This is a genomic window from Streptomyces sp. x-19 (assembly GCF_046549115.1).
In the GTDB taxonomy this organism is placed as follows: Bacteria; Actinomycetota; Actinomycetes; order Streptomycetales; family Streptomycetaceae; genus Streptomyces; species Streptomyces albulus_C.
On record NZ_JAJPWK010000021.1, the window covers coordinates 93,726 to 114,818 of the forward strand.

The following is a 21,093-nucleotide window of genomic DNA, read 5'->3' on the forward strand; positions in this document are numbered from 1 at the left end:
CCGTCCCCCTCCGCTCCTTCCCCTCAGGAGATCCCGATGTCCATCACCGCACTCACCCAGCAGGTTCGTGTCCTCGCTGCACTCGGCGAGCGGCACGACGAGATCCTCACCCCCGCCGCCCTGGCCTTCGTCGGCCGGCTGGCCGAGGTGTTCGAGCCGCGTCGGCGGGATCTGATGAAGGAACGCCGTCGGCAGGCACTGCGGCTGGCATCGGGCTCACCGCTCGACTTCCTCCTGGTCACCGCCGCCCTCCGCAACGATCCCTCCTGGCGGGTCGCGCCGCCCGCGCCCGGCCTGACCGACCGGCGCGTGGAGATCACCGGCCCGCCGGACCGCCGGATGACCGTCAACGCCCTCAACTCCGGCGCCGAGGTGTGGATGGCGGACTTCGAGGACGCGACCGCACCCTCGTGGGACAACGTCATCGGCGGGCAGCTCAACCTGCTCGATGCCATCGAGCGCCGGATCGACTTCACCACCCCCGAGGGCAAGGAGTACCGGCTCGGCGAGCGGCTCGCCACCATCATGGTGCGCCCGCGCGGCTGGCACCTGGACGAGGAGCACCTGGAACGCGCGGGCCGCCCGGTCCCCGCCGCGCTCGTCGACTTCGGCCTGTACTTCTTCCACTGCGCCCAGCGACAGCTCGACACCGGTCACGGCCCGTACTTCTACCTTCCGAAACTGGAGAACCGCTACGAGGCCCGCCTCTGGAACGACGTCTTCCTCCTCGCCCAGGAGCTTCTCGGCATTCCCCGTGGCACCATCCGCGCCACCGTCCTCATCGAGACGATCACCGCCGCGTTCGAGATGGAAGAGATCCTCCACGAACTGCGCGAGCACAGCGCCGGACTCAACGCCGGCCGCTGGGACTACCTGTTCAGCATGATCAAGACGTTCGGGCACCGCACGGACTTCCTCCTGCCCGACCGCGCCAAGGTCACGATGACCGCCCCGTTCCTGCGGGCCTACACCGAACTGCTCGTGCGCACCTGCCACCGGCGCGGGGCGCACGCCATCGGCGGCATGGCCGCGCAGGTGCCGAGCAAGGACCCGGCCGTGAACGAGGCCGCGCTCGCCAAGGTCTGCCTGGACAAGGAGCGGGAGACGGAGGACGGCTTCGACGGGTCCTGGGTGGCCCATCCCGCCCTCGTGCCCGTGTGCCGCGCGGTCTTCGACGGCGTCCTGGGCGACCGCCCCCACCAACTCGACCGCACCCGCGACGACGTCGACGTGACCTCAGCCGACCTGCTGTCGGTGCGGCGGATCAGCGGACCGCCGACCGGGGACGGAGTGCGCACCAACATCTCCGTCTCCTTGCGGTACTACGCGGCCTGGCTGCGCGGGCAGGGCGCGGTCGCGCTCGACGGGCTGATGGAGGACGCGGCCACCGCGGAGATCGCCCGCGTGCAGATCTGGCAGTGGCTCCGACACCGGGTCATCGACCGTCGGACCGTGGAAAGGGTCCTCGACGAGGAGACCGCCGCGCTCGGGGCCGAGTACCCGTGGGCGCCCGTCGACGACATTCGCGCCCTCTTCGAGCGGAACACGCTGACCAGCGAGCTACCGATGTTCTTCACCCCGGATGCCTACACCCGCCACCTCGTGCGGCGGACGGAGGCCCGGGCATGAGCGCGGTCATCGAACGCGTCGGCGTCGTCGGCGGCGGGCAGATGGGCGCCGGGATCGCCGAGGTGTGTGCGCGCGCCGGGCTGGACACCGTGGTCTGCGAGGCGAACGCGACCGCTGCGCGCACCGCCCGGGACCGGATCAGTGCCTCACTCGACCGGGCAGTGCGCCGCGGAAAGCTGCAACAGACGGCGGCACGGGACGCGCTCGCACGGATGGTGTTCACCAGCAGTCTGGACGACCTGGCCGACCGGCAGCTCGTCATCGAGGCGGTGGTCGAGAACCCGGACGCCAAAACCGAGGTGTTCGCCGCCCTCGACAAGATCGTCGAGGATCCGGCCGCCGTCCTGGCCACCAACACCTCCTCCCTCCCGATCATGCGGCTCGGCATGTCGACCCTCCGTGCGGACCGGGTTGTCGGCCTGCACTTCTTCAATCCGGTCCCCGTGATGCCGCTGGTCGAGGTGGTGACCTCGCTGCACACCTCGGCCGAGACCACCGCCGCGGTCGAGGACTTCGCCACCCGCACGCTCGGCAAGACGGTGATCCGTTCCCAGGACCGCGCCGGCTTCGTCGTCAACGCCCTGCTGATCCCCTACCTCCTCTCCGCCATCCGCATGGCGGAATCCGGATTCGTCACCGCCGCCGACATCGACACCGGCATGGAACTGGGCTGCGCCCACCCGATGGGACCGCTCGAACTCGCCGACCTGATCGGCCTGGACACCGTCGCCTCGATCGCGGAGTCCCTGTACGCCGAGTTCCGCGAACCCCTCTACGCCCCACCGCCGCTGCTCCGACGCATGGTGGAGGCAGGGCTTCTCGGCCGTAAGACGCGCCGGGGGTTCCACCCTTACGAACAGGACTGATGACCTGATGGGACACGGGCTGAGGGGCCCGCACCGCCACCGGCGATGAGGGTCTTCGGTGAGCGGGAACGACCGCCGTCCTACGCACTGGGTCCGAGGTACCGGACCCGGGACGGTGGTGCCGCCCACGCCGAAGCGCCGTGGGCGTCCGAGTTCTCGTTCACGAGGGTTCCGGCAACGGCGAAGACAGCGCCCTGGCGAGCAGAATCCGGGCCAGCTCTGTCTTGGTGGCGAAGGCACGCCGTCGGGCACCTTCGCTACGTGACGACTCTCGGTGGGGCCGGCGGTGCCGGAGTACTGCCCGTTGCACCCCGGCCGAGGTCGCTCCCGGCTTGAGCCACGCAGGTCAACCCGTCGACGGCGGTGAGTGCGACGGCGATGTGCGCTTACCCGGATATCCCAAAAATACGAAACACACCTTCCAGATCCGTTTTCGTGTGGGCTGCTGGTCCTACGCTGGCGGCCGTGACCTCCGGGCTTGGCCTCCGCCTCTCACGTGCCGCTGTCTTCGCGACGGTGTGCGTGGCGGCATCGGCTCTGGGGCACGCGCTGATGTCCGGTCAGACCGTGCCCGTTCGGGTGGTGGCGTACGCGTTCGCCGCGACCACGGTGGGCGCGTGGTGGCTCACCGGACGGGAACGCGGCGCGCTCGTGGTCACCGGCGCCACCGTGGCCGCGCAGTTCGTGCTGCACACGGTGTTCAACCTGTCGCAGTTGCTGCCGCCGCCATCCGTGCTGTCCGCATCGCTGGCCGCGCACCACGGCACGGCCGGCATGGGCGGGATGTCCGACTCCGTGGACATGGCGGCCACCGGACACTCCTGGTCCCTCGGTATGGGGCTCGCGCATGGCCTGGCCGCGCTGGTCTGCGGGGTGTGGCTGTGGTGCGGTGAGGCGGCCGCGTTCCGCCTGGGCCGGTCGTTGGCCTCCTCCGTCTTCGCGCCACTCCGACGTGCTCGACGGTCGTTCGCCCACATCGGCCCGGCCTCCCCCACACGTCCCGGGGCCGCTTACGGTCCCGTTCGGCGTCTGTGTGCGTGGCCGCTGCGCTACGCCGTCCTCCGCAGGGGTCCGCCGGCGTTTCCCGTCTGCCGCTGACCGCTCGTCCCCGCACGCGGGTCGATGAGCAGATTGCCGATGTGCACGGATGTCCGTGCGCCGGCTCAATTCCAGCTGATAGCTGGGCGGCGCCGGGACCACTGCCGGATCGAACCATTGTTCCGGGCGGTTTCGATCGTCAGTCTGGGGTGGCGGCGACAGCCGAAGACCCAGAACTGCCGGGCCGGGAGTACTCGCCTGCTGCGCACCATGGGTGTTCCTCTGGGGAGTCGCGGGGCGAAACCGTCTGTGGAGATCTTGGAAGGCGAATCGCTAGATGCCGAAATCGAGAAGAAGCATGCCGTCATTCACTTTCGCTCTGCGTCAGCTCAACCGTCATGGGCTTTTTGCTCTGCGCTTGTCCCTCGGGACCGTCTACGTATGGTTCGGGGCCCTCAAGGCAACCGACTCCACCCCCGTGGGCAAGCTCGTTCGCGATGCCGTGCCGTTCACCACCCCGACCTGGTTCGTCTCCGCGGTGGGCATCGTGGAGATCGTCGTAGGTCTCTGGTTCCTGTACGGACGTCGTCTCAAGTGGTTGCTGCCCCTTTTCGCCACCCATATGTTCAGCACCTTCAGCGTTCTGGTCTTCCTCCCGGGGATCGCCTTCCAGTACGCCAACCCCTGGCAGCTGAGCATGACTGGCGAATTCGTCGTCAAGAACCTCGTCCTGCTCAGCGCCGGGGTCTTCCTGTGCAGCCACCCGGACACCTCCCGGGGACCCGAGCATGAAATGAGGACAGCTGTGCGAGCACTCAGGGTGTGAACTACCGGCTACTCCCCAGGGCCTTGTCCCATCCTGCTTTCACCGGCATTCGCCGCCACCACGTGGGCCCGGTGCCGTGAACCGGCACCGCCGCCCGCGAGGAGCAGCCGCAGCAGCCGGTACAGCGGCCGGGCGGCCGCGGCCTGGAGCGCCTGAGCGATGGGTGCCAGCTTGATCGTTGGCACCCGTCGGCCGGTCCCGTCAGTCCTGCTCGAAGTGACTGGGACGGCCGTCGCACTCGATCAGGCGGCCCAACTCGGCGGCCTTCGCCCGGGGCATGAGGGTCCAGGTGCCGTCGGTGCGGCGAAGGGCTGTCGAGTGCCAGGGGGTGGTCCAGGCATCGGGCGCGTCCAGCAGGCGGATGCCGAACTTGCGGGCGCCGATGGGCTGGGGGTGGATGGACAGGCGTACGGAGCGGGGGTGGTGGTCGGCGATCAGGTCGCCCCAGGCGCGGCTGCGCTGGATGACGCCGTACGCACGCTGCCGGCACTCGCGCTGGAGGGCGGAGCGGGTGCCCGCGTGGTCGGCGGTGTCCTCGACGAGGAAGCGGGTGATGCCCCGGTAGAGGGCGAGGGTGTTGTCGTCGGCGCGGACCTCGGCGCGCAGGGCGTCCAGTGTGGGGGCGTAGCTCTTGTGGAGGTGGGCGCGTTTGGTGTCGTGCGGGAGGTCGCCGAACACGTCGCGCAGGTCGAATACGGAGAGTCCGGTCAGGCCCACGTGGTCTATGAGGGTGCGGAGTTCGTCGGCGTAGGCGTCGATGTGCTCGTCGGGGACGCGGACGAGGTCGCCGAAGGCGTGGCCGTCGGAGCAGACGACCATGCGGGCGCCGGGCGGGTGGATCCGCTCGATCTCGGTGCAGAGGGTGTTGAGGAAGCCGAGGGAGAGGCGTTCTCCCTGGTCGGGGAGGTGGCCGAGGATTTTGGCGGGGTTGGGGGACTTGCAGGGGAAGCCGGGCAGGGTGAACGTGACGGGGGCGTCGTCGCGTACGAAGCGGGCGATCCGGCGCAGTTGGTGCGGAAACCTCTCGGCGGGGGCGGGGCCCTGGTCGGTTGTCCGGTGGTGCGGTAGGAGCAGGTTCAGGATCGCGATGCTGCGTCTCGTGGTGTGGGCGTCCGGCTCGGTTGTCGGCGGCATGTCGTTCCTCCGGAAGGCGTGCGGGCATGACGGCATGGCGCCGTGGCGAGGGGCGGCCAGGCGCCGTCAGGCGGATGGGGTGATGGATCAGCCGGGTCCGGGGCGAGCGGTGTGGCCGGCCCCGGTCAGCCGAAAGCCGGCGTCACAGGCGTGTCAGAGGCATCTCAGCGGCGTCGGTCGTAGCCCACGGGCAGGTGGTTGGTGCCGCGGCCGAGGACGGCGGGGATCCACTCGATGTCCTCGTCCTTGATGGCGAGTTGGAGGCCGGGGAGTCGGGTGAGCAGGGCGTCCAGGGCGACCTGGAGTTCGGTGCGGGCGAGGGCGGCGCCGGGACAGAAGTGGATGCCGTGGCCGAAGGCGAGGTGCGGGTTGGGGGTGCGGTCGAGGTCGAGGGTGTCGGGGTCGGGGAAGCGGCGCGGGTCGCGGTTGGCGGCGCACAGGGAGACGATCACGGAGTCGCCGGCCGGGACGTCGGTGCCGTGCAGATCGTCGTCCTGGTCGAGGAAGCGCCAGGTGGTCAGTTCGAAGGCGCTGTCGTAGCGGAGGAGTTCCTCGACGGCGCGGGGCAGCAGGTCGGGTTCGTCGCGCAGGCGGGCGAGCTGGTCGGGGTGGCGGAAGAGGGCGATCAGTGCGGTGGTGATCTGGTTGGTGACCGGTTCCTGTCCGGCGACGAGGAGCTGGAAGATCATGGAGTCCAGTTCCTCCTGCGACAGTTCGCGGCGGTCCCGGGCGACGACGAGGCGGCTGAGGAGGTCGTCGTCCCAGTGTTCGCGCTTGTGGGCGACGACCTCGGCGATGTAGTTCTGCAGGCCGTGCAGCCGGGCCTCGTACAGCGGGCGTCCGGGGTCGGTGGGGCCGACCGGCTGGACGACCTTGCCCCAGTCGCGGTCGAAGCGGGCGGCCAGATGCTGCGGGAGGCCGATGACTTCGGCGAGGACCTGGAAGGGGAAGTGTGCGGCGAAGCCGGCGACGAGGTCGGCGGGGCCGGATTCGGGGAGTGCGTCGATGAGGGCGTCGGCCAGTTCCTGGAAGCGGGGGCGCAGGCTCTCGATGCGGCGGGGCGTGAAGGCGTCGGTGACGAAGCGCCGCATGCGGGTGTGCCGGGGCGGGTCCTGGTGGAGGAGGTGGACCTGGAGCTGGGAGTGCTGGGGTTCGGGCATGATCGAGGCGCGGGCGCGCCAGCGGTCGTTGCCGCGGTCGTGGTTCTTGCCCAGGCGGTCGTCGTTGAGGGCGGCGTGGGCCGCGTCGTAGCCGGTGACGAGCCAGGCTTGTACACCGCTGGGGAAGAGCACGCGGTGGACGGGGCCGGCCTCGCGCATCCGCTCGTAGAGCGGGTAGGGGTCGCTCTTGTAGGGGCAGCCCGTCAGCGGGACCGGGTCGGGCAGCGGCTCGGGCCGGGGCTTCGGCTCAGCGGCCGGCAGGGGTGGCTCTTGGATGGTCATACGGGGGCTCCTCAGAGGGCGAGTTCGGGTCGGTGGTGGTCCAGCCACAGGGCCAGGTCGACGACCCGTTCGAGGCGGAGGCGGTGGCCCCACACCAGTTGGTCGGGCGGGGTGTCGAGGGCGGGCTTGAGGCGGGACTCGTCGGCCAGGGCGCGGACCTGCTCGCTGGACAGGGCGTCGCGGGCCAGCTCCTGGAGGCCGCGGTTGTAGTCGGGGTGGTGGGTGGCCGGGTAGTGGTTCTTGGGCCGGTGCAGTACGGAATGGGGCGCGAGTCCGGCGCCGGCGGCGCGCAGCAGGCTCTTCTCCCGGCCGTCGAAGCTCTTGTGCGCCCAGGGCGTGGCGAAGGCGTACTCGACGAGGCGGTGGTCGCAGTAGGGGACGCGAACCTCCAGCCCCTGGGCCATGCTCAACCGGTCCTTGCGGTGCAGGAGTTGGCGCAGCCAGCGGGTCAGGGACAGGTGCTGCATCTCGCGCTGGCGGTGCTCGACGGGGGATTCGCCGTCCCGATGCGGTACGGCGGCCAGGGCACTGCGATACGTGTCATTGCGGAACTCCCCTATTCTCAGGTCGAGTTCGGCGTTGAGCGGCATCGCGGCGTCGTCACCGTTGACGAGCAGCCACGGGAAGGTGTCCGCGGCCAGCGCCTTCGGATCGTGGAACCAGGGATAGCCGCCGAACACCTCGTCCGCCGCCTCACCGGAGAGCGCCACGGTGGAGTGCTTGCGGATCTCGCCGAACAGCAGGTACAGCGAGGTGTCCATGTCGCCGACGCCGATCGGCGAGTCCCTCGCCACGACGACCGCCTTCCGGTGCTCGGGGTCGAGCAGGGCGTGCGGGTCGAGGACGACGGTGCTGTGGTCGGTGCCGATGAACGCGCCGGCCTCGGTGGCGTACGGGGTGTCGTGGCCGGTGCGCAGCACGTCGCCGGTGAACTGCTCGGCCTGGTCGCTGTAGTCGACGGCGTGGGAGCGGATGCGGGCGTCCGGGCCTTCCCGCAGCCGGAGTTCGTCGGCGAGGAGCGCGGTCAGGACGGTGGAGTCGATACCGCCGGACAGCAGGCTGCACACCGGGACGTCCGCCTCCAGCTGGCTGCGGGCGGCCGAGCCGACCAGCTCACGGACCCGCTCGACGGCGGTGTCCCGGTCGTCGTCGTGGGTGTCGGCCTCCAGCTGCCAGTAGCGGCGTTCGCGGATGCCGTCCCGGTCCAGGACGAGCAGACCGCCGGGCTCCACCTCCCGTACGCCCGACCACACCGTGGGCCCGGTGTTGAACAGCAGGCTGTACGCCTCCCGCAACCCGTCGGCGTCCACCCGGGGCCGGACCTCCGGATGGGCGAACAGTGCCTTGGGCTCCGAGGCGAAGGCCAGGCCGCCGTCGACGGCCGCCCAGAACAGAGGTTTGACGCCGAGGCGGTCGCGTACCAGCAGCAACCGCTGCGCCCGCTCGTCCCACACGGCGAAGGCGAACATGCCCTCCAGATGGCCGGCGACGTCCTCGCCCCACTCGGCGTAGGCGCGCAGTACCACCTCGGTGTCGCTGCGGGTGCGGAAGTGGTGCCCACGGCGCCGGAGTTCGGCCCGCAGTGCGTGGTGGTTGTAGACCTCGCCGCTGTAGCTGAGGACGAGGGTCGGCCGGTCGGGGCGGTCGGGGCGGTCGGTCATCGGCTGCGCGCCGCCGGCCAGGTCGATGACGGCCAGGCGGCGGTGGCCGAGCGCGGCGCGCTCGCCGAGCCAGATGCCGCGCGCGTCCGGACCGCGCGGGGTGAGGGTGTCGGTCATGGCCCCGATGACCGGGGCCTGCGTGCGGGCGTCGCGGTGAAAGGACGCCCAGCCGGTGATTCCGCACATGCGGGTGACTCCGTGTCAGTGGTGGGCGGCGGGTGCCGCGTCGGTCGTCGTCTCGGGGACGGGTGCGGGTCTTCTGCCGGGCAGGGCGATCAGGGGCACGGCCAAGCAGGCGGCGGTGGCGGCCAGCACGAGCCCGGCCCGTACGCCCTGGTCGGGTCCGGCCAGCCCCCAGACGGCGGTGGCCAGGGCGGGCCCGAGGGTGAAGCCGAGCGTGCGGGCGAGCTGCATCGTGGATCCGACGGTCGCGGTCCGGTCCCGTGGTGCGGTGCCCATGACCAGGGCCTGGGTGGGGCCGCCGTTCAGGCCCATGCCGACGCCGGCCAGCGCCAACCGCCAGGCCACCTCCAAGGGTGACCAGCCGTCGCCCAACGGGATCAGCAGAAGCAGGCCGGTGGCGGTGACCGCGGCGCCGGCGACCGCGACCGGCCGGGCGCCGTACCGGTCGGCGAGGCGCCCCCCGATCTGCCCGGCCAAGCCCATCCCGAGGGGGAAGGCGAGAACGATCAGCCCGGTGGTGGTGGCGCTGACACCGTCGTCACGTTGCAGGTGCAGGGCGACGACGTAGTGCATGGCGGCGAATCCGGCCGCGAGGGACAGCACCGCGCCGTGGGCCCGGAACAGTCCCGTGGCCCGCAGCACACCGGCCACCGGCCGGCCGCCCGGGCCACGCGACCACCACCAGAGCGTCGGGACCGCCGCGAGCGCGAGCACCAGCCACGCCGGGCGCTCCGACGCCAGGGTCAGGGCCAGCAGCAGGACCGCCACGCCCGAGGCCACCAGCAGCGCGTCCGCCACCGCGCGCCGGTCGGGCCGGCGCAACCCGCCGTCCCTCGGCATGACCTTCCAGGCCACGGCCAGGGCGAGCACACAGAACGGGATCTTCACCAGGAAGACCGCGTGCCAGCCCAGGTGGTCCAGCAGCAGCCCGCCCACGGCCGGTCCGGTCACGGCGCCCAACGGGCCGAGGGTGGCGGGCACGCTCATCGCCCGCCCACGCTTCTCCGGTCGCACGGAACGGACCGCGAGGACCGGCATCAGCACGAAGAGCACCGCCGCGAAGGCACCCTGCGCGAGACGGGCGGCGATCAGCCAGGCCGCCCAGGGCGCGGCGGCAGCCAAGGCGCTGCACAGGCCGAATCCGCAGGTCGCGGTCAGCACGGCGGAACGCGGCCCCACCCCGTCGAGCCACCGGCCGACCGGCAACAGCAAGGCCACCACCGGGAGTTGGTAACCCAGCACCGCCCACTGGGCGGTCGCGGTGGACACATGCAGACCGTCGGCGATGTCCGCCAGGGCCACGTTGACGATGTTCATGTCGAGCATCGCCATGAACGCCAGCACGCCCGAGACGGCGACCAGCGGCCAGCGGTCCTCGCCGGCGGGTACGCGATCGAGCGGTCCTGCACCGGGATCGTGGTGTGCCACCGTTCCCCCTCATCCTCAAGAACGGACTGCCCGACGACAGTCCCGTCTGAGGAGTCGTGAGGAATCGAAGGTGAGTTCCCGGCACCTCCCAAGAATGTGACCGGGAGGCTGGTTTTCCGGGCTGACCAGCACGGCGGGTCGGGTTCCGTTAGCGGCGCCGGGAACGGCGAACGGAACGGCCGCACTCCCCCGCCGATCCGCGGAACTCCATGGTCCAACCGGCCGACTCCTAGGTGAGGGCGCCGCCCTCACCCTCCGCGCCCGCGGATCGGTCCGCAAACGGAAGCCCCCACGACCCCAGGAGTTCCCCATGGCCCAGAAGCAGTACACCGTCACCGGCATGAGCTGTGAGCACTGCGCGGCGAGCATCAGGGAAGAGGTGTCCGAGGTATCGGGCGTGCGCGAGGTCGAGGTGGACCTCGCCGGGAAGGCCGTCACGGTGCACGGCACCGGCCTCGACGACGAGCCGCTGCGCGCGGCCATCGCCGAGGCCGGTTACGGCGTCGTCGACCCGGTCGCCGCCTGATCGACCGGAACCGCGGGCCGGGCAGGACGCCATCGGCACGGCGCAATCGCCGTCCTGCCCGCCCGCGTTCATCCGCCGGCCCGTACGGTGCCCACCTCCACCGCCGCGACCGGCTCCGTGCCGGCCGGCGCCTGGTGGTCGAAGGCGATCAGGGGGTCACCGGTCAGGGGGTGGTCGACCACGGCCGCCCGCACGCCGAACACCTCGGCCAGCAGGGCGGGCGTGAGGACATCGCGCGGTGGCCCGGAGGCGACCACGGCTCCGCCGCTCAGGACGTGCAGTCGGTCGCACACCGCCGCGGCCGCGTTGAGGTCGTGCAGCGACACCAGGGTCGTCCGGCGCTGGGCTCTCAACAGGACGAGCAGTTCGACCTGGTGGCGGATGTCGAGATGGTTGGTCGGCTCGTCCAGGACCAGGACGTCCGGATTCTGGGCGAAGGCGCGGGCCAGCAGGACGCGTTGGCGCTCGCCCCCGGAAAGGGTCGTGAACCGGCGCCCGGTCGCCGCCGCCATCCCGACGTCGGCGAGGGCACGGCCGATGACCTCCCGATCGACGGCGTCATCAGCCGCGAAGGCACGCTTGTACGGGGTGCGCCCCATCGCGACCACCTCGCGCACGGTCAGCTCGAAGTCGCTGCCCCGTTCCTGCGGCAGCGCGGCGACATGCCGCGCAGACTGGACCGGGGTCAGCTCGCACAGGTCGGTGCCCGCCAACAGCACCCGGCCCGCGGTGGGTTTCAGATGCCGGTAGACGGCGCGCAGCAGCGTGGACTTGCCGCTGCCGTTCGGCCCGACCAAACCGGTGATCTCGCCCTCGGCCGCCACCAGATGGGCCCCCGCCACGACCGTGCGGCCGGCATAGGCGACGTGCAGGCCCTCGATCTCGATCCTCAACTTCCGCTCCAAAGACGCCGGTCCAGCAGATACAGCAGCGCCGGAGCGCCGATCAACGAGGTGACCACGCCGACCGGCAACTCCTGCGAGTCCATCGCCGTACGGCAGACGATGTCGACCACCACCAGCAGCAGCGCACCGAACAGCGCCGAGAGCGGCAACAGACGGCGGTGGTCGCCGCCGACGACCAGACGGCAGGCGTGCGGCACCATCAGACCGACGAAGGCGATCGCACCGGACACCGCCACCAGGACGCCGGTAACCACACTGGTCACCGCGAACAGCTCCCGGCGCAGCCGGGTGACGTTGACGCCGAGCCCCGCCGCCGTCTCGTCACCCATCAGCAGGGCGTTCAGCGCCCGGGCGCGTGCCTGAAGCCACAGCAGGCCGGCCGGAACCACGACCGCGGGCACCACCAGCAGCTGCCAACTCGCGCCGCTGAGACTGCCCATGAGCCAGAACAGCACACTGCGCGTCTGCTGCTCGTCCCCGGCCTGCAACACCAGATAGCTCGTGAAGCCGGACAGGAACTGGCCGATCGCGACCCCGGCCAGCACCAGCCGCAGCGGCGCGAATCCCCCGCCCCGCCGGGCGATGACCCACACCAGGGCGAACGTGGCCAGCGCGCCGACGAAGGCCGCGCCGGACAGCCCCAGGCCCAGCGCCCCGCCCGCGCCGAGACCGAGGACGATGGCGGCGACCGCACCGAGCGACGCCCCGTTGCAGATGCCCAGCATGTACGGGTCGGCCAGCGGGTTGCGTACCAGCGCCTGCACCGCCGTCCCGACGAGGCCGAGCCCGGCCCCCACGAGTGCGGCCAGCAACGCCCGCGGGACACGCAGTTGCCACACGATCAGGTCGTCCGTGCCGGGCCGCGGGGCCTCACCGGCCAGTCGCCGCGCCACCACGCTCCACACCTCGCCGGGCGGGATGGACGTCGAACCCCAGGCCACCGCGGCCGTCAGCGCGACGAGGAGTGCCACACCGAGGACCAGCGCCAGCGGACCGGCGGGCAGACTCCGGGCGCCCCGGCTCCCGTCGTTCCGGCTCGCGTCCGTGGCCTTGCGGCGGGACGCGGACAGCGTAGAGAGCACGGCTAGCCGACCTTGCCCGGGTAGAGGGTCTTGGCGATCGCCTCGACCGTGTCGGCGTTCTCGACCCCGGCGATGGTGGTCTGCTCGGAGCCGATGCGCAGGAAGTGGCCCTCCTTGACCGCCTTCAGGCCCTTGGTGGCCGGATTGGTCTCCAGCCACTGCTGCGCCTCGTCGAACGCCTTCTTGTTGGCCGCCTCGCTGCCCCGGTTGCGCACCCCGAGTTGGATCCAGTCCGGGTTCTTGGCGATCACGTCCTCCCAACCGACCTGCTTGCGGTCGCTGTTGCAGTCGGCGAAGACGTTGCGGGCTCCGGCCAGGGTGATCACCGCGTTGGCGACCTGGCGGTTGCAGATGACGGTGGGCTGCTTGGTGCCGGCCTCGTAGTCGAAGAAGAAGTACGTCGGCCGCTTCCCCTCCGGCGTACCGTCGACGGCCTTCCGGACCGCGTCCACCTTCTCCTTCATCCCGGCGACGAGTTCCTTCGCCCTGGCGCTCGTGCCGGTGACCGCGCCGAGCGAGGTGATGTCGGCCTCGACCGCCGACAGGTCCGTCACCGGGCTCTTGCTCTGCGCCGCGCAGGCGGTGGACTTCAGGTAGATGTGCTTGATCCCGGCCGCCTTGTACTCCGCCTCGGTCGGCACATCGCCCATGCCTCCCCCGCCCATCCCGCCCATGGCGGCGAACGTGTCGACGTACAGGTCGGCACCGGAGCCGAGGATCTTCTCCTTCGGGATCACGCCCTTGCCGAGCACGCTGATCTTCTGCGCCTGCGCGTCCAGCACGCCGGGCAGGGCGCCCTTGCCCGGCGGGAAGCCCGTACCGATCACCTTGTCGCCGGCTCCGAGGCGGAGCAGCAGCTCCAGGCTGGAGGCGTTGCTGGTGACGATCTTCTTCGGGGCCTCGGAGAAGGTGGTCTTGTCCCCCATGCAATCGGTGACGGACACCGGGTAGTCACCGGTTCCGGCCTTCCCGGCCGTCCCACTGCCCCCCTCCGACGCACCCTTCACTCCACTCCCGCAGCCCGCCACCAACAGGCTGCCGAGAACGACGACAGTCGTACCGCCCCACACACGAGAACGCATCGAAACCCTCCAAGATCCACTCGGCAGCGGCGGACAAACCTCCGCCACCCGCACCAGTAGTCGGGGCGAACGGCTGTCGAGTTCCCGCCCGATCGCCACGACGCCTCTGTCCGTTTCAATCGGCCAGGTTGGTGTGGATTCTCCGGTCAGCTCGCGCGGCATTTTGTCAGCCATCGCCCGGGGGGGCACTGTCCGGGACCTCTGCGGCAAGGCTTCGTCGTCCCGGGAAAGGCGGCGGTGCTGCATCAGCCAGCCGAACGTCCGCTTGATGACCCATCGCTTCGGCAGCGGCTCGAACCCGTTCGCCCCTGACCGCTGCACGACCTCCACGTCGATACCGAGTCCGGCACCATGGTTGAAGACGCTGCTCTGGTAGCCGGCATCCGCAAAGACCTTGGAGACATTGGCAGGTGCCGCGGCCAGGTCATCGAGCAGCAACTTGCCGCCGATGGAGTCGTGTACGGAGGCGGCGTGACGGGCCGGGGCGCAACTCAGCGGCAGGCTTCGGAGATGCCTTCGAGCCAGTTGCGGACGGCGCCTCTCTGTTCCGGTGTGAACGCAGCTTCCAGTTCGGCTTCACGGCGGTCGACGGCGATGCGCGCTTCGGCCAGGCGTGCCCGCCCGGATGCGGTGACGTGAATCTGGTGACTGCGCCGATCGGTCGGATTCGGGCGTCGTTCGATCAGGCCCTCCAGTTCGAGACTGGCGAGCATCTCGTTGGCGGCTTGCCGAGAGCTTGCCACTTCCCGGGCGACGTCCGCGGCCGACATCCCAGGCTGCGCGTCGGCCATGAGCAGGGTGGCGTACTGCGGGGTCGACAGCCCAAATCCCTTGAGTTCTGCGGCAATTGCGGACCTCATGTTCAGCCAGACCTTGCGGACCATGAAGGTCAGCGACCCGAGCCCCTCCTGGTGGCAATCCAATGTTCAGCCCCCCCTCAGGGATCGACAGGTTCTTGACAATTATGCCATGATCGGATCGTCAGGTTCTTGACGATCTGATTGAAGGTTCCCATGCCGACGCCCCCAACGTTGCCGAAGTCCAGGCAGCAGTTGATCCTCGCCGTACTGCTGTTGTCCTCACTTCTGATCTGGCTGGACAACACCATCCTCACCACCGCCTTCGAGACCCTCGCCGATCCGGTCGGCGGACTGGGTGCCAGCCCCGCCCAGTTGCAGTGGGCCACCGGCTCGTACACCTTGGTCTTCGCCACCCTGATGTTCACCTCCGGCGCCCTGGGCGATCGCTTCGGGCACCGGAACATGCTCGCCACCGGGATGGCGGTCTTCGCCGGCGCCTCGGTGTGGGCGGCGTACGCGGGCGACGCGGACCAACTGATCGCTGCTCGGGCCGCGATGGGCATGGGGAGCGCGCTGATCATGCCCGCGCAGCTGGCCATCCTCATGTGGACCTTCAGCGGTCCCGCCCGGGCAACCGCGATCGGCATCTCCTCGGCGTCCGCCGGTGTCGGAGTGGCCGCGGGCCCGTTGCTGGCCGGCGTCCTCCTCGGCCACTTCTGGTGGGGCTCGATATTCCTGGTCAACATCCCCATCGCGGTACTGTCGCTGCTCGGAATCGTCACGCTGGTCCCGAACTTCCGCAGTCCCACTCCGCGTCCGCTGGACCTTGCCGGACTGCTGCTGTCGATCAGCGGGCTCGCCTTCCTGGCCTACGGGCTGATCCATGCGGGGCAGGTGGCCTCCTGGAACCCGGTGTCGGTCTGGGGGACGATCGCCGTCGGAGTGGTCCTGCTGGCCGTCTTCGTACTCGTCGAACTGCGCCGCCGGCAGCCCAGCTTCGACCCCCGACTGCTCGCCCAGCGCATGTTCGGCCTCGCCAACGTGGCGCTCGGGCTGCTGATGCTTGCCATGACCGCAGCCAGCTTCTACAGCGCCTTCTACCTGCAGGGCGCACGCGGCTTCTCGCCGCTGCAAGCGGGCCTGGCGTTCGCCCCGAGCGCGCTCGGGGCGATAGTGGGGGCGCCGCTCGGCGTCCGGCTGGCCCGCCGCTGGACGCTCCGCGTGGTCACCGCGACGGCGCTGACCACGGCGGGGCTGGCAATGGGCTGCAACATGCTCTTCGGGCTGCAGACCCCACTGGTCTTCAACGAGATCGCCTTCACGATCCAGGGCCTGTCGATCGGCATGGTGATCGGTCCAGTGACGGGGGGACTCATGAGCGCCCTGCCGTTGGAACGGGCCGGCGCCGGCTCGGCCGTTATCAACACCGCGCGACAGGCCGGCAGCCTGTTCGGAATCGCGGTAGGCGGCACGATCATGTCGATCACTTACCGGCACGCGATCGAAGGCTCCCTGCACGAGTACGCCGGCCCGGTGCAGGACCAGGCGCGGGTCTCCGCGGAACAGGCCCGGCACGTTGCCGCCACGATCGACCAGCCCGCCCTTGCGCACGCCGCCGATGACGCGTTCATCCACGCCATGCACGTCAGCGCGGCCTGGGCCATGCTGATCGCACTCTCCGGAGCAGTCCTGCTGGCGACCGCCTTGCGTCCTACCAAAACGCCCGCCGCGGTGGCCCCGAGGTGCGAAAGGTTGCCGGACATGGCCGCCGGTGGGCAGTAGGGAGCCCTCGTGGCGGTCGCTGTCGGCGCGGTAGAGGGCGAAGCCACACCTGCTGGGTGCCGTCGTCACGCAGGCGCATCAGCGTTACCACCTCGCGGTTCACCACCTCGCGGCCGGGGCCCACAGGCTGGAGCGTACGACCTCTTCCGCGGCCTGACCGGCATCGGCGCCCACCTCCTCCGTGCAGACCCGACGAGCAGCGCGCGGGAAGAGGTACTGCACCATCTCGTCGCCCTCACCCACCCCGCGAACGATCCTCTTCTGTTCGGCCGGCTATGCGGGGAACGGGCCGCGGACGGAGACTCCTCCGTCCAAGACGATCTGCTGGCCGGTGACGTAACGTGCCTCGTCCGAGGCCAGGTAGACGGTCGCAGCGGCCATCTCCTCCGGCGTGCCGTAGCGGCCTGCTGGAATCTCCGGGACCCAGTCGCGGGCAGGGTTGGCGTTGTTGACTCCGGTGCTGATCGCTCCGCCTGCGACGACGTTCATCCGGATGCCGTCGGCTGCGTACTCGGCCGCGACGGTGCGCGCCAGGCTGTGGAGGCCGGCCTTCGCCGCGCCGTATCCAGCCTGCTTCGGCGCGGCCATGAATCCGGTGACCGAACCGATGCTGACGATGTTCCCGCCCGTTCCTTGTTCCAGGAACAGGCGGAGTACGCGCCGTACGGCGCGAGCCACGTAGCGCAGGTTCAGGTCGTAGACGGTGTCCCAGTCCTCGTCGCTCATCTCGTGGAGCCTGACCGCCGGCACGAACGCCACTTGCCCGCCGACCACCGTGACCAGGGTGTCCAGACCGCCGAGTCGTTCCGCCGCGCCGGCGATCATGTCGTCGAGCTGTTCACGTGAGCGGACGTCGCCGCTCGTCGCATGGGCGGTGTATCCGGCCGTCCGCAACTCGTCTGCCGCCTCGATTGCCCGTGCGGCATCCACGTCAGCCACCACCACTCCCGCCCCGGCGGCGGCGTACGCACGGACGACGGCGCGACCGATCCCCGCCCCGCCACCACCGATCACCAGAGCTCTCTTGCCGCCGAGCCTGCTCACCCCGGTCATGAACCCTCCCTCGTCGTCGAGTTGCCCAAGGCTAGTCTCGGCAACGACCTGAGCAGGAAAGGCCCTCGCTCTCCGCTTCCGCCTCCGCGGCACGCGGCGGCTTTCGACGGGGGCGGGCTGGGGCTTGCCGCGCGACACCTGGCTGGTGGGTGTCGCGCGGTGGTGGGAACGACCATGGCAGTCGCGGGGAGCCCCAGCAAGGCGGCGAACGGCGCTTGCCGTTGGCCGTTGGCCGTTGGCCGCGCGGTGGCTCCCGTGAGTTCCCCGTCACTTCCGTCACATCCGCCGCCTCTGGAGGCTCATCACAGTGAGTCTTGACGAGGGGATGGAGTGACTGGTGAACGAGGACGAACGGCTGGCCGAACGCTTCGAGCGAGAGCGCCCGCGGCTGCGTGCGGTGGCATATCGGATGCTGGGTTCGGCGGCGGAGGCCGACGACGCGGTGCAGGATGCCTGGCTTCGGCTGAGCCGGTCCGAGGCCGAACACGTTGACAACCTCAGCGGATGGCTGACCACCGTCGTCACGCGGGAGTGCCTGCACCAGCTACGGTCCCGACGGCGCCGCCGGGAAGACCCGCTGGCCGAGCACCTGCCCGACCCGATCGTCCGGGCGGAAGACCACGACCCCGAGCAGGAGGCGCTGCTGGCCGACGCGGTGAGCCTGGCGCTGCTGGTCGTACTCGAACGCCTCACCCCGGCCGAGCGGTTGGCGTTCGTGTTGCACGACATGTTCGACCTGCCCTTCGACGAGATCGCCCAGATCGTCGACCGAACCCCCGCGGCCGCACGGAAGCTCGCCAGCCGAGCGCGGCGCCGGGTCGACGGCGCGGAGATCCCCCGGCCCGATCCGGATCTCGCACGCCAACGGAAGGTGGTCGCCGCGTTCTACGCAGCGGCGCGGGCCGCCGATCTCGACGCCCTCGTCCAGGTCCTCGACCCCGACGTCGTCGAGCGCACCGAGTTCGGCGCCATGCGATCGCCACGCGTCGTCCGCGGTGCAGCGGCGGTAGCCAGGCGGGTCCGTGCGCCCCGCGGTGGCGAACTGCGGCCCGTCCTGGTCAACGGCGCGGTCGGCGCGCTGGTCACCCGGAACGGACAGCCGTACTCCGTCATGGCCTTCACCGTCACCGGCGACAAGATCGTCAGGATCGACGTCATCCGCAACGCCGACCGCGTCCGCAGTCTCGCGTCAAGCGTCCTCGGACAGCCCGGGTGAGCGGCCTGGCCCGGTGCGCCGGGTGAACCAGGCGCACCAGGCGCACCAGGCGCACCAGGCGCACCAGGCCAGGAACTCACCAGTACCTAACGGACGGTCGTACTTCGACCGCGCCACCGAGTCGGGCCTGCGGTACGCGGGATGCGATCGTGATCGCGGCGTCCTGATCCTCGGCCTCAACCACCAGAAACCCGCCCACCGAGGTGTTGTCGAACGGGCCCTCGGTGGTGATGGCCGAACCGTCCTGCACGCGGACGGTCGTCGCGTCCTTGGGCAGCCCCATCGGCGGCGCACCGGTCACGTTCTCCATCGTGCCGATCGCCGCCCAGTCGGCGTAGGCCGCCTTCCGGTCCTCCTCCGACACCAACTCCGCCTGCGGAGTGCCCGGCAACGGATACGTGCCCTGGTGGATCACCAACACGAACTGCATCATGTCCTCCTCATCGAGTGCGTCCGTCGCACACACCCATGAGCCCGGGCACCACACCGATGTAACCACTCGGGTTGAACTCGTGGAAACCGTCCGGCCGTGACAGTTCTTGACCGCTGTGTCACGACGTCGCCATGCCTGAACCGTGATCAGTCGATGCGCGCTGAACACCGGTATGTAGGTGAGGAAAGAGGTGGTTCTCCTCCACGTCGACGTGCGCGCACGCCGCAATGTGCAGCTGGCCCACCGTAGGCGGTACCGGGTGAGCCGAGGTGCGCGGGCCACACGTCAACTGGTCCAGAAGTCCCACCAGCGGACCAGGATCAGTATGGCGATGATCCCGATGTGCAGCACCGGCAGGGCCCAAGCGAATTCCGAGAAGAAGACCCTGACCCAGCCCGATACAGGAAGCACCCCGTGACGAAAATTGAATGATGTCACGTACCAAAACAGGATGGTTGTGGCCATCCATGCCAGGCAGCACCAGAGGCAGACCGCATTGATCCGGTAGAGCGACTCGAATTGGAGCCAGGTGCAGAATCCGATACCGAAGAGGGTGCCTGCGTGGAGGGTGAACCAGTACCAACGGCGGAAGCGCCCACCGGCCAGCAGGCTCACGCCGACGCAGATGACGATGCCGTAGGCGACAAGTCCGAGCATCGAGTTCGGGAAGCCGAAGACGGAAGCCTGATCGCTCGCCATGACGTCGCTGCAGGAGACGACCGAGTTGATACTGCAGCCAGGGGTGTAGTTCGGGTCGTACAGCAGCTTGATTTTGTCGAGGGTGATGCCCCATGAAGCGATGAGGCCGGCCCCGCCGCCGAGAACGAGCAGCCAGGCGAATGCGCGGCCAGCGGCAACTCCCCCCTCCGCCGCCCTCGGCGCCGCGCGAGGAGGAGAGTCATTGGTGATTTCCATGTGTACTCTTCCGGTGTTCGGTCGGGCCGCACTTCGTCGCGCCGACGAGCGCAGGCTTGAACGTCGCCACTTTCGCGTGGCCACCGAACATCTCGGTAGTACCGAGGGATCTATGGATGCATAAACCGAATTTATGACCCCATGAAGGGGTGGTTGATTCGGCCCAGTGCGTAGACGATGTAAGAGAGGAGAACCGCCCTCCCAGTCAGCCTCGGTCCAGTCCCGGGTAGTAGCCGCGTTGGTACGGCGACAGGCTGGAGGCGTTCAACTGACCCGCACCCCGGCAGATGGGGCATACCTTCGTTGTGCCGCATTCCCTGCATCGACTTCTCCGGTGGTGCCGGCCGAGCACCCACCCGCGGCCACCGCACCCGGGACACCAGCCGAGGCCGTCGCACTCGTAGCAGAGGACATAACCAGGTGTGACGGTCTCCGGCGTTCGCACCGGCTCCGGCTGATGGCCTGACTCCGGCTGATGGACTGGCTTCGGCGGGTACAGTGCCAGCGCCGGCGTCTGTCCGCGGAACGACACGGCGGGTGTGTTGTCGCTCGTGAGGATGCAGATGGCATTGCCATCCTGGTGAGCGACGACCACTCTCCAGAGTATCCCGTCGTCATCCTCCTGTGACTCCGTGACATCCCAACCGGCCTCCCGGAGGAGGAAGGTCGCGCGGGAGGCCGTCTCGGCGGCGGTGGCGGCCGTCGGACGATTGCCTTGGTACACCGTCGCATAGTGGTAGCGCGGCGGCTCGCGCCCGTCAGCGACCTTCGGCTCGTCGAGGGACAGCCGACGGAGGTGGACCCGGACGGTCAAATCGTTGATGAGCGCGACGAGTTGTCTGCGCAGGGACCGACCCAGCCGGTCCAGTTCGTCGCGCGCTTTCGAAGTTTCATCCATGTCGGCCCCCTGGTCCTGGAACGTATCAGAGGGCCGACTCTCGTGGCCGTGGTCGTCTCCACAGGCCGGCAGTCACCCAACCCACCGGCTACGCCGTGCCGTTCTTCGTGATCGGCGCCCTTGAGCGCAAGACGGTCCACGCCCCCGATGCCGGACCGTGAGTCACCCGCGCAAGGCCCTGGACACCCTGATCC

The 21,093-nt window shown here is 69.9% G+C and carries 20 protein-coding genes; 7 read left to right on the top strand and 13 right to left on the bottom strand.

Annotated elements, in window-relative coordinates:
- Positions 1-36: 36 nt before the first annotated feature.
- The 4 genes from aceB to ACLJT4_RS32835 all read left to right on the top strand — a co-directional run bounded on the left by aceB (position 37) and on the right by ACLJT4_RS32835 (position 4,359).
- Positions 37-1,629 carry a malate synthase A gene (aceB, locus tag ACLJT4_RS32820; protein WP_411127921.1) on the top strand — a complete coding sequence of 531 codons (1,593 nt, stop codon included), beginning with the start codon at positions 37-39 and terminating at the stop codon, positions 1,627-1,629.
- Complete coding sequence (locus ACLJT4_RS32825) at positions 1,626-2,495, top strand: 3-hydroxybutyryl-CoA dehydrogenase (RefSeq protein ID WP_411127923.1); 870 nt, start codon at positions 1,626-1,628, stop codon at positions 2,493-2,495. Before aceB ends, ACLJT4_RS32825 begins: the two co-directional genes overlap by 4 nt.
- Before the next feature lie 465 nt (positions 2,496-2,960).
- Positions 2,961-3,593, top strand: coding sequence for a hypothetical protein (locus ACLJT4_RS32830; RefSeq protein WP_411127925.1), 633 nt, complete (start codon positions 2,961-2,963; stop codon positions 3,591-3,593).
- A 298-nt stretch (positions 3,594-3,891) separates the two neighbouring features.
- Positions 3,892-4,359 (top strand): DUF417 family protein, encoded by a 468-nt coding sequence (locus tag ACLJT4_RS32835; RefSeq protein WP_411127927.1) that lies wholly within the window; start codon positions 3,892-3,894, stop codon positions 4,357-4,359.
- 201 nt (positions 4,360-4,560) lie between these two features.
- Here ACLJT4_RS32835 and ACLJT4_RS32840 read toward each other — a convergent pair whose 3' ends face one another.
- The 4 genes from ACLJT4_RS32840 to ACLJT4_RS32855 form a co-directional block, all read right to left on the bottom strand.
- Positions 4,561-5,493: an L-tyrosine/L-tryptophan isonitrile synthase family protein gene (locus ACLJT4_RS32840; protein ID WP_411127929.1), complete on the bottom strand. Its 933-nt coding sequence runs from the start codon at positions 5,491-5,493 to the stop codon at positions 4,561-4,563.
- 164 nt (positions 5,494-5,657) lie between these two features.
- A complete protein-coding gene (locus ACLJT4_RS32845; RefSeq protein ID WP_411127931.1) occupies positions 5,658-6,935 on the bottom strand; it encodes a cytochrome P450 family protein in 1,278 nt (425 codons plus the stop codon).
- Positions 6,936-6,946: 11 nt separating this feature from the next.
- Entirely contained in the window at positions 6,947-8,782 is a 1,836-nt protein-coding gene (asnB, locus tag ACLJT4_RS32850; protein ID WP_411127933.1) for an asparagine synthase (glutamine-hydrolyzing), read from the bottom strand.
- Positions 8,783-8,797: 15 nt separating this feature from the next.
- Complete coding sequence (locus ACLJT4_RS32855) at positions 8,798-10,207, bottom strand: MFS transporter (protein WP_411127935.1); 1,410 nt, start codon at positions 10,205-10,207, stop codon at positions 8,798-8,800.
- 310 nt (positions 10,208-10,517) lie between these two features.
- Between ACLJT4_RS32855 and ACLJT4_RS32860 the strand changes: the two genes are divergently transcribed.
- Positions 10,518-10,733: a heavy-metal-associated domain-containing protein gene (locus tag ACLJT4_RS32860; RefSeq protein ID WP_411127937.1), complete on the top strand. Its 216-nt coding sequence runs from the start codon at positions 10,518-10,520 to the stop codon at positions 10,731-10,733.
- A 68-nt stretch (positions 10,734-10,801) separates the two neighbouring features.
- On the opposite strand, the gene ACLJT4_RS32865 is transcribed toward ACLJT4_RS32860, so the two are convergent.
- The 4 genes from ACLJT4_RS32865 to ACLJT4_RS32880 form a co-directional block, all read right to left on the bottom strand.
- Entirely contained in the window at positions 10,802-11,626 is an 825-nt protein-coding gene (locus ACLJT4_RS32865) for an ABC transporter ATP-binding protein (protein WP_411127939.1), read from the bottom strand.
- Positions 11,623-12,720, bottom strand: coding sequence for a FecCD family ABC transporter permease (locus ACLJT4_RS32870; RefSeq protein ID WP_411127941.1), 1,098 nt, complete (start codon positions 12,718-12,720; stop codon positions 11,623-11,625). The genes ACLJT4_RS32865 and ACLJT4_RS32870 overlap by 4 nt, the downstream gene beginning before the upstream one ends.
- Positions 12,721-12,722: 2 nt before the next feature.
- A complete protein-coding gene (locus ACLJT4_RS32875) occupies positions 12,723-13,802 on the bottom strand; it encodes an ABC transporter substrate-binding protein (protein ID WP_411127943.1) in 1,080 nt (359 codons plus the stop codon).
- Between the two features lie 491 nt (positions 13,803-14,293).
- Positions 14,294-14,686 (bottom strand): MarR family winged helix-turn-helix transcriptional regulator, encoded by a 393-nt coding sequence (locus tag ACLJT4_RS32880; protein WP_411127945.1) that lies wholly within the window; start codon positions 14,684-14,686, stop codon positions 14,294-14,296.
- Between the two features lie 129 nt (positions 14,687-14,815).
- Between ACLJT4_RS32880 and ACLJT4_RS32885 the strand changes: the two genes are divergently transcribed.
- Positions 14,816-16,384 carry an MFS transporter gene (locus tag ACLJT4_RS32885; RefSeq protein ID WP_411127947.1) on the top strand — a complete coding sequence of 523 codons (1,569 nt, stop codon included), beginning with the start codon at positions 14,816-14,818 and terminating at the stop codon, positions 16,382-16,384.
- 99 nt (positions 16,385-16,483) lie between these two features.
- On the opposite strand, the gene ACLJT4_RS32890 is transcribed toward ACLJT4_RS32885, so the two are convergent.
- Together ACLJT4_RS32890 and ACLJT4_RS32895 are read right to left on the bottom strand one after the other, a co-directional pair.
- Positions 16,484-16,627 carry a hypothetical protein gene (locus ACLJT4_RS32890; RefSeq protein WP_411127949.1) on the bottom strand — a complete coding sequence of 48 codons (144 nt, stop codon included), beginning with the start codon at positions 16,625-16,627 and terminating at the stop codon, positions 16,484-16,486.
- 30 nt (positions 16,628-16,657) lie between these two features.
- On the bottom strand, positions 16,658-17,437 hold the full coding sequence (locus ACLJT4_RS32895) for an SDR family NAD(P)-dependent oxidoreductase (RefSeq protein WP_411127951.1): 780 nt from the start codon (positions 17,435-17,437) through the stop codon (positions 16,658-16,660).
- A 337-nt stretch (positions 17,438-17,774) separates the two neighbouring features.
- Between ACLJT4_RS32895 and ACLJT4_RS32900 the strand changes: the two genes are divergently transcribed.
- Positions 17,775-18,653, top strand: coding sequence for a sigma-70 family RNA polymerase sigma factor (locus ACLJT4_RS32900; RefSeq protein WP_411127953.1), 879 nt, complete (start codon positions 17,775-17,777; stop codon positions 18,651-18,653).
- Positions 18,654-18,729: 76 nt separating this feature from the next.
- Here the strand turns inward: ACLJT4_RS32900 and ACLJT4_RS32905 are convergent, their stop codons facing one another.
- The 3 genes from ACLJT4_RS32905 to ACLJT4_RS32915 form a co-directional block, all read right to left on the bottom strand.
- Entirely contained in the window at positions 18,730-19,086 is a 357-nt protein-coding gene (locus ACLJT4_RS32905; RefSeq protein ID WP_411127955.1) for a YciI family protein, read from the bottom strand.
- A 285-nt stretch (positions 19,087-19,371) separates the two neighbouring features.
- Complete coding sequence (locus ACLJT4_RS32910; protein ID WP_411127957.1) at positions 19,372-20,001, bottom strand: vitamin K epoxide reductase family protein; 630 nt, start codon at positions 19,999-20,001, stop codon at positions 19,372-19,374.
- A 205-nt stretch (positions 20,002-20,206) separates the two neighbouring features.
- Positions 20,207-20,899 carry a hypothetical protein gene (locus ACLJT4_RS32915; protein ID WP_411127959.1) on the bottom strand — a complete coding sequence of 231 codons (693 nt, stop codon included), beginning with the start codon at positions 20,897-20,899 and terminating at the stop codon, positions 20,207-20,209.
- Positions 20,900-21,093 lie beyond the last annotated feature (194 nt).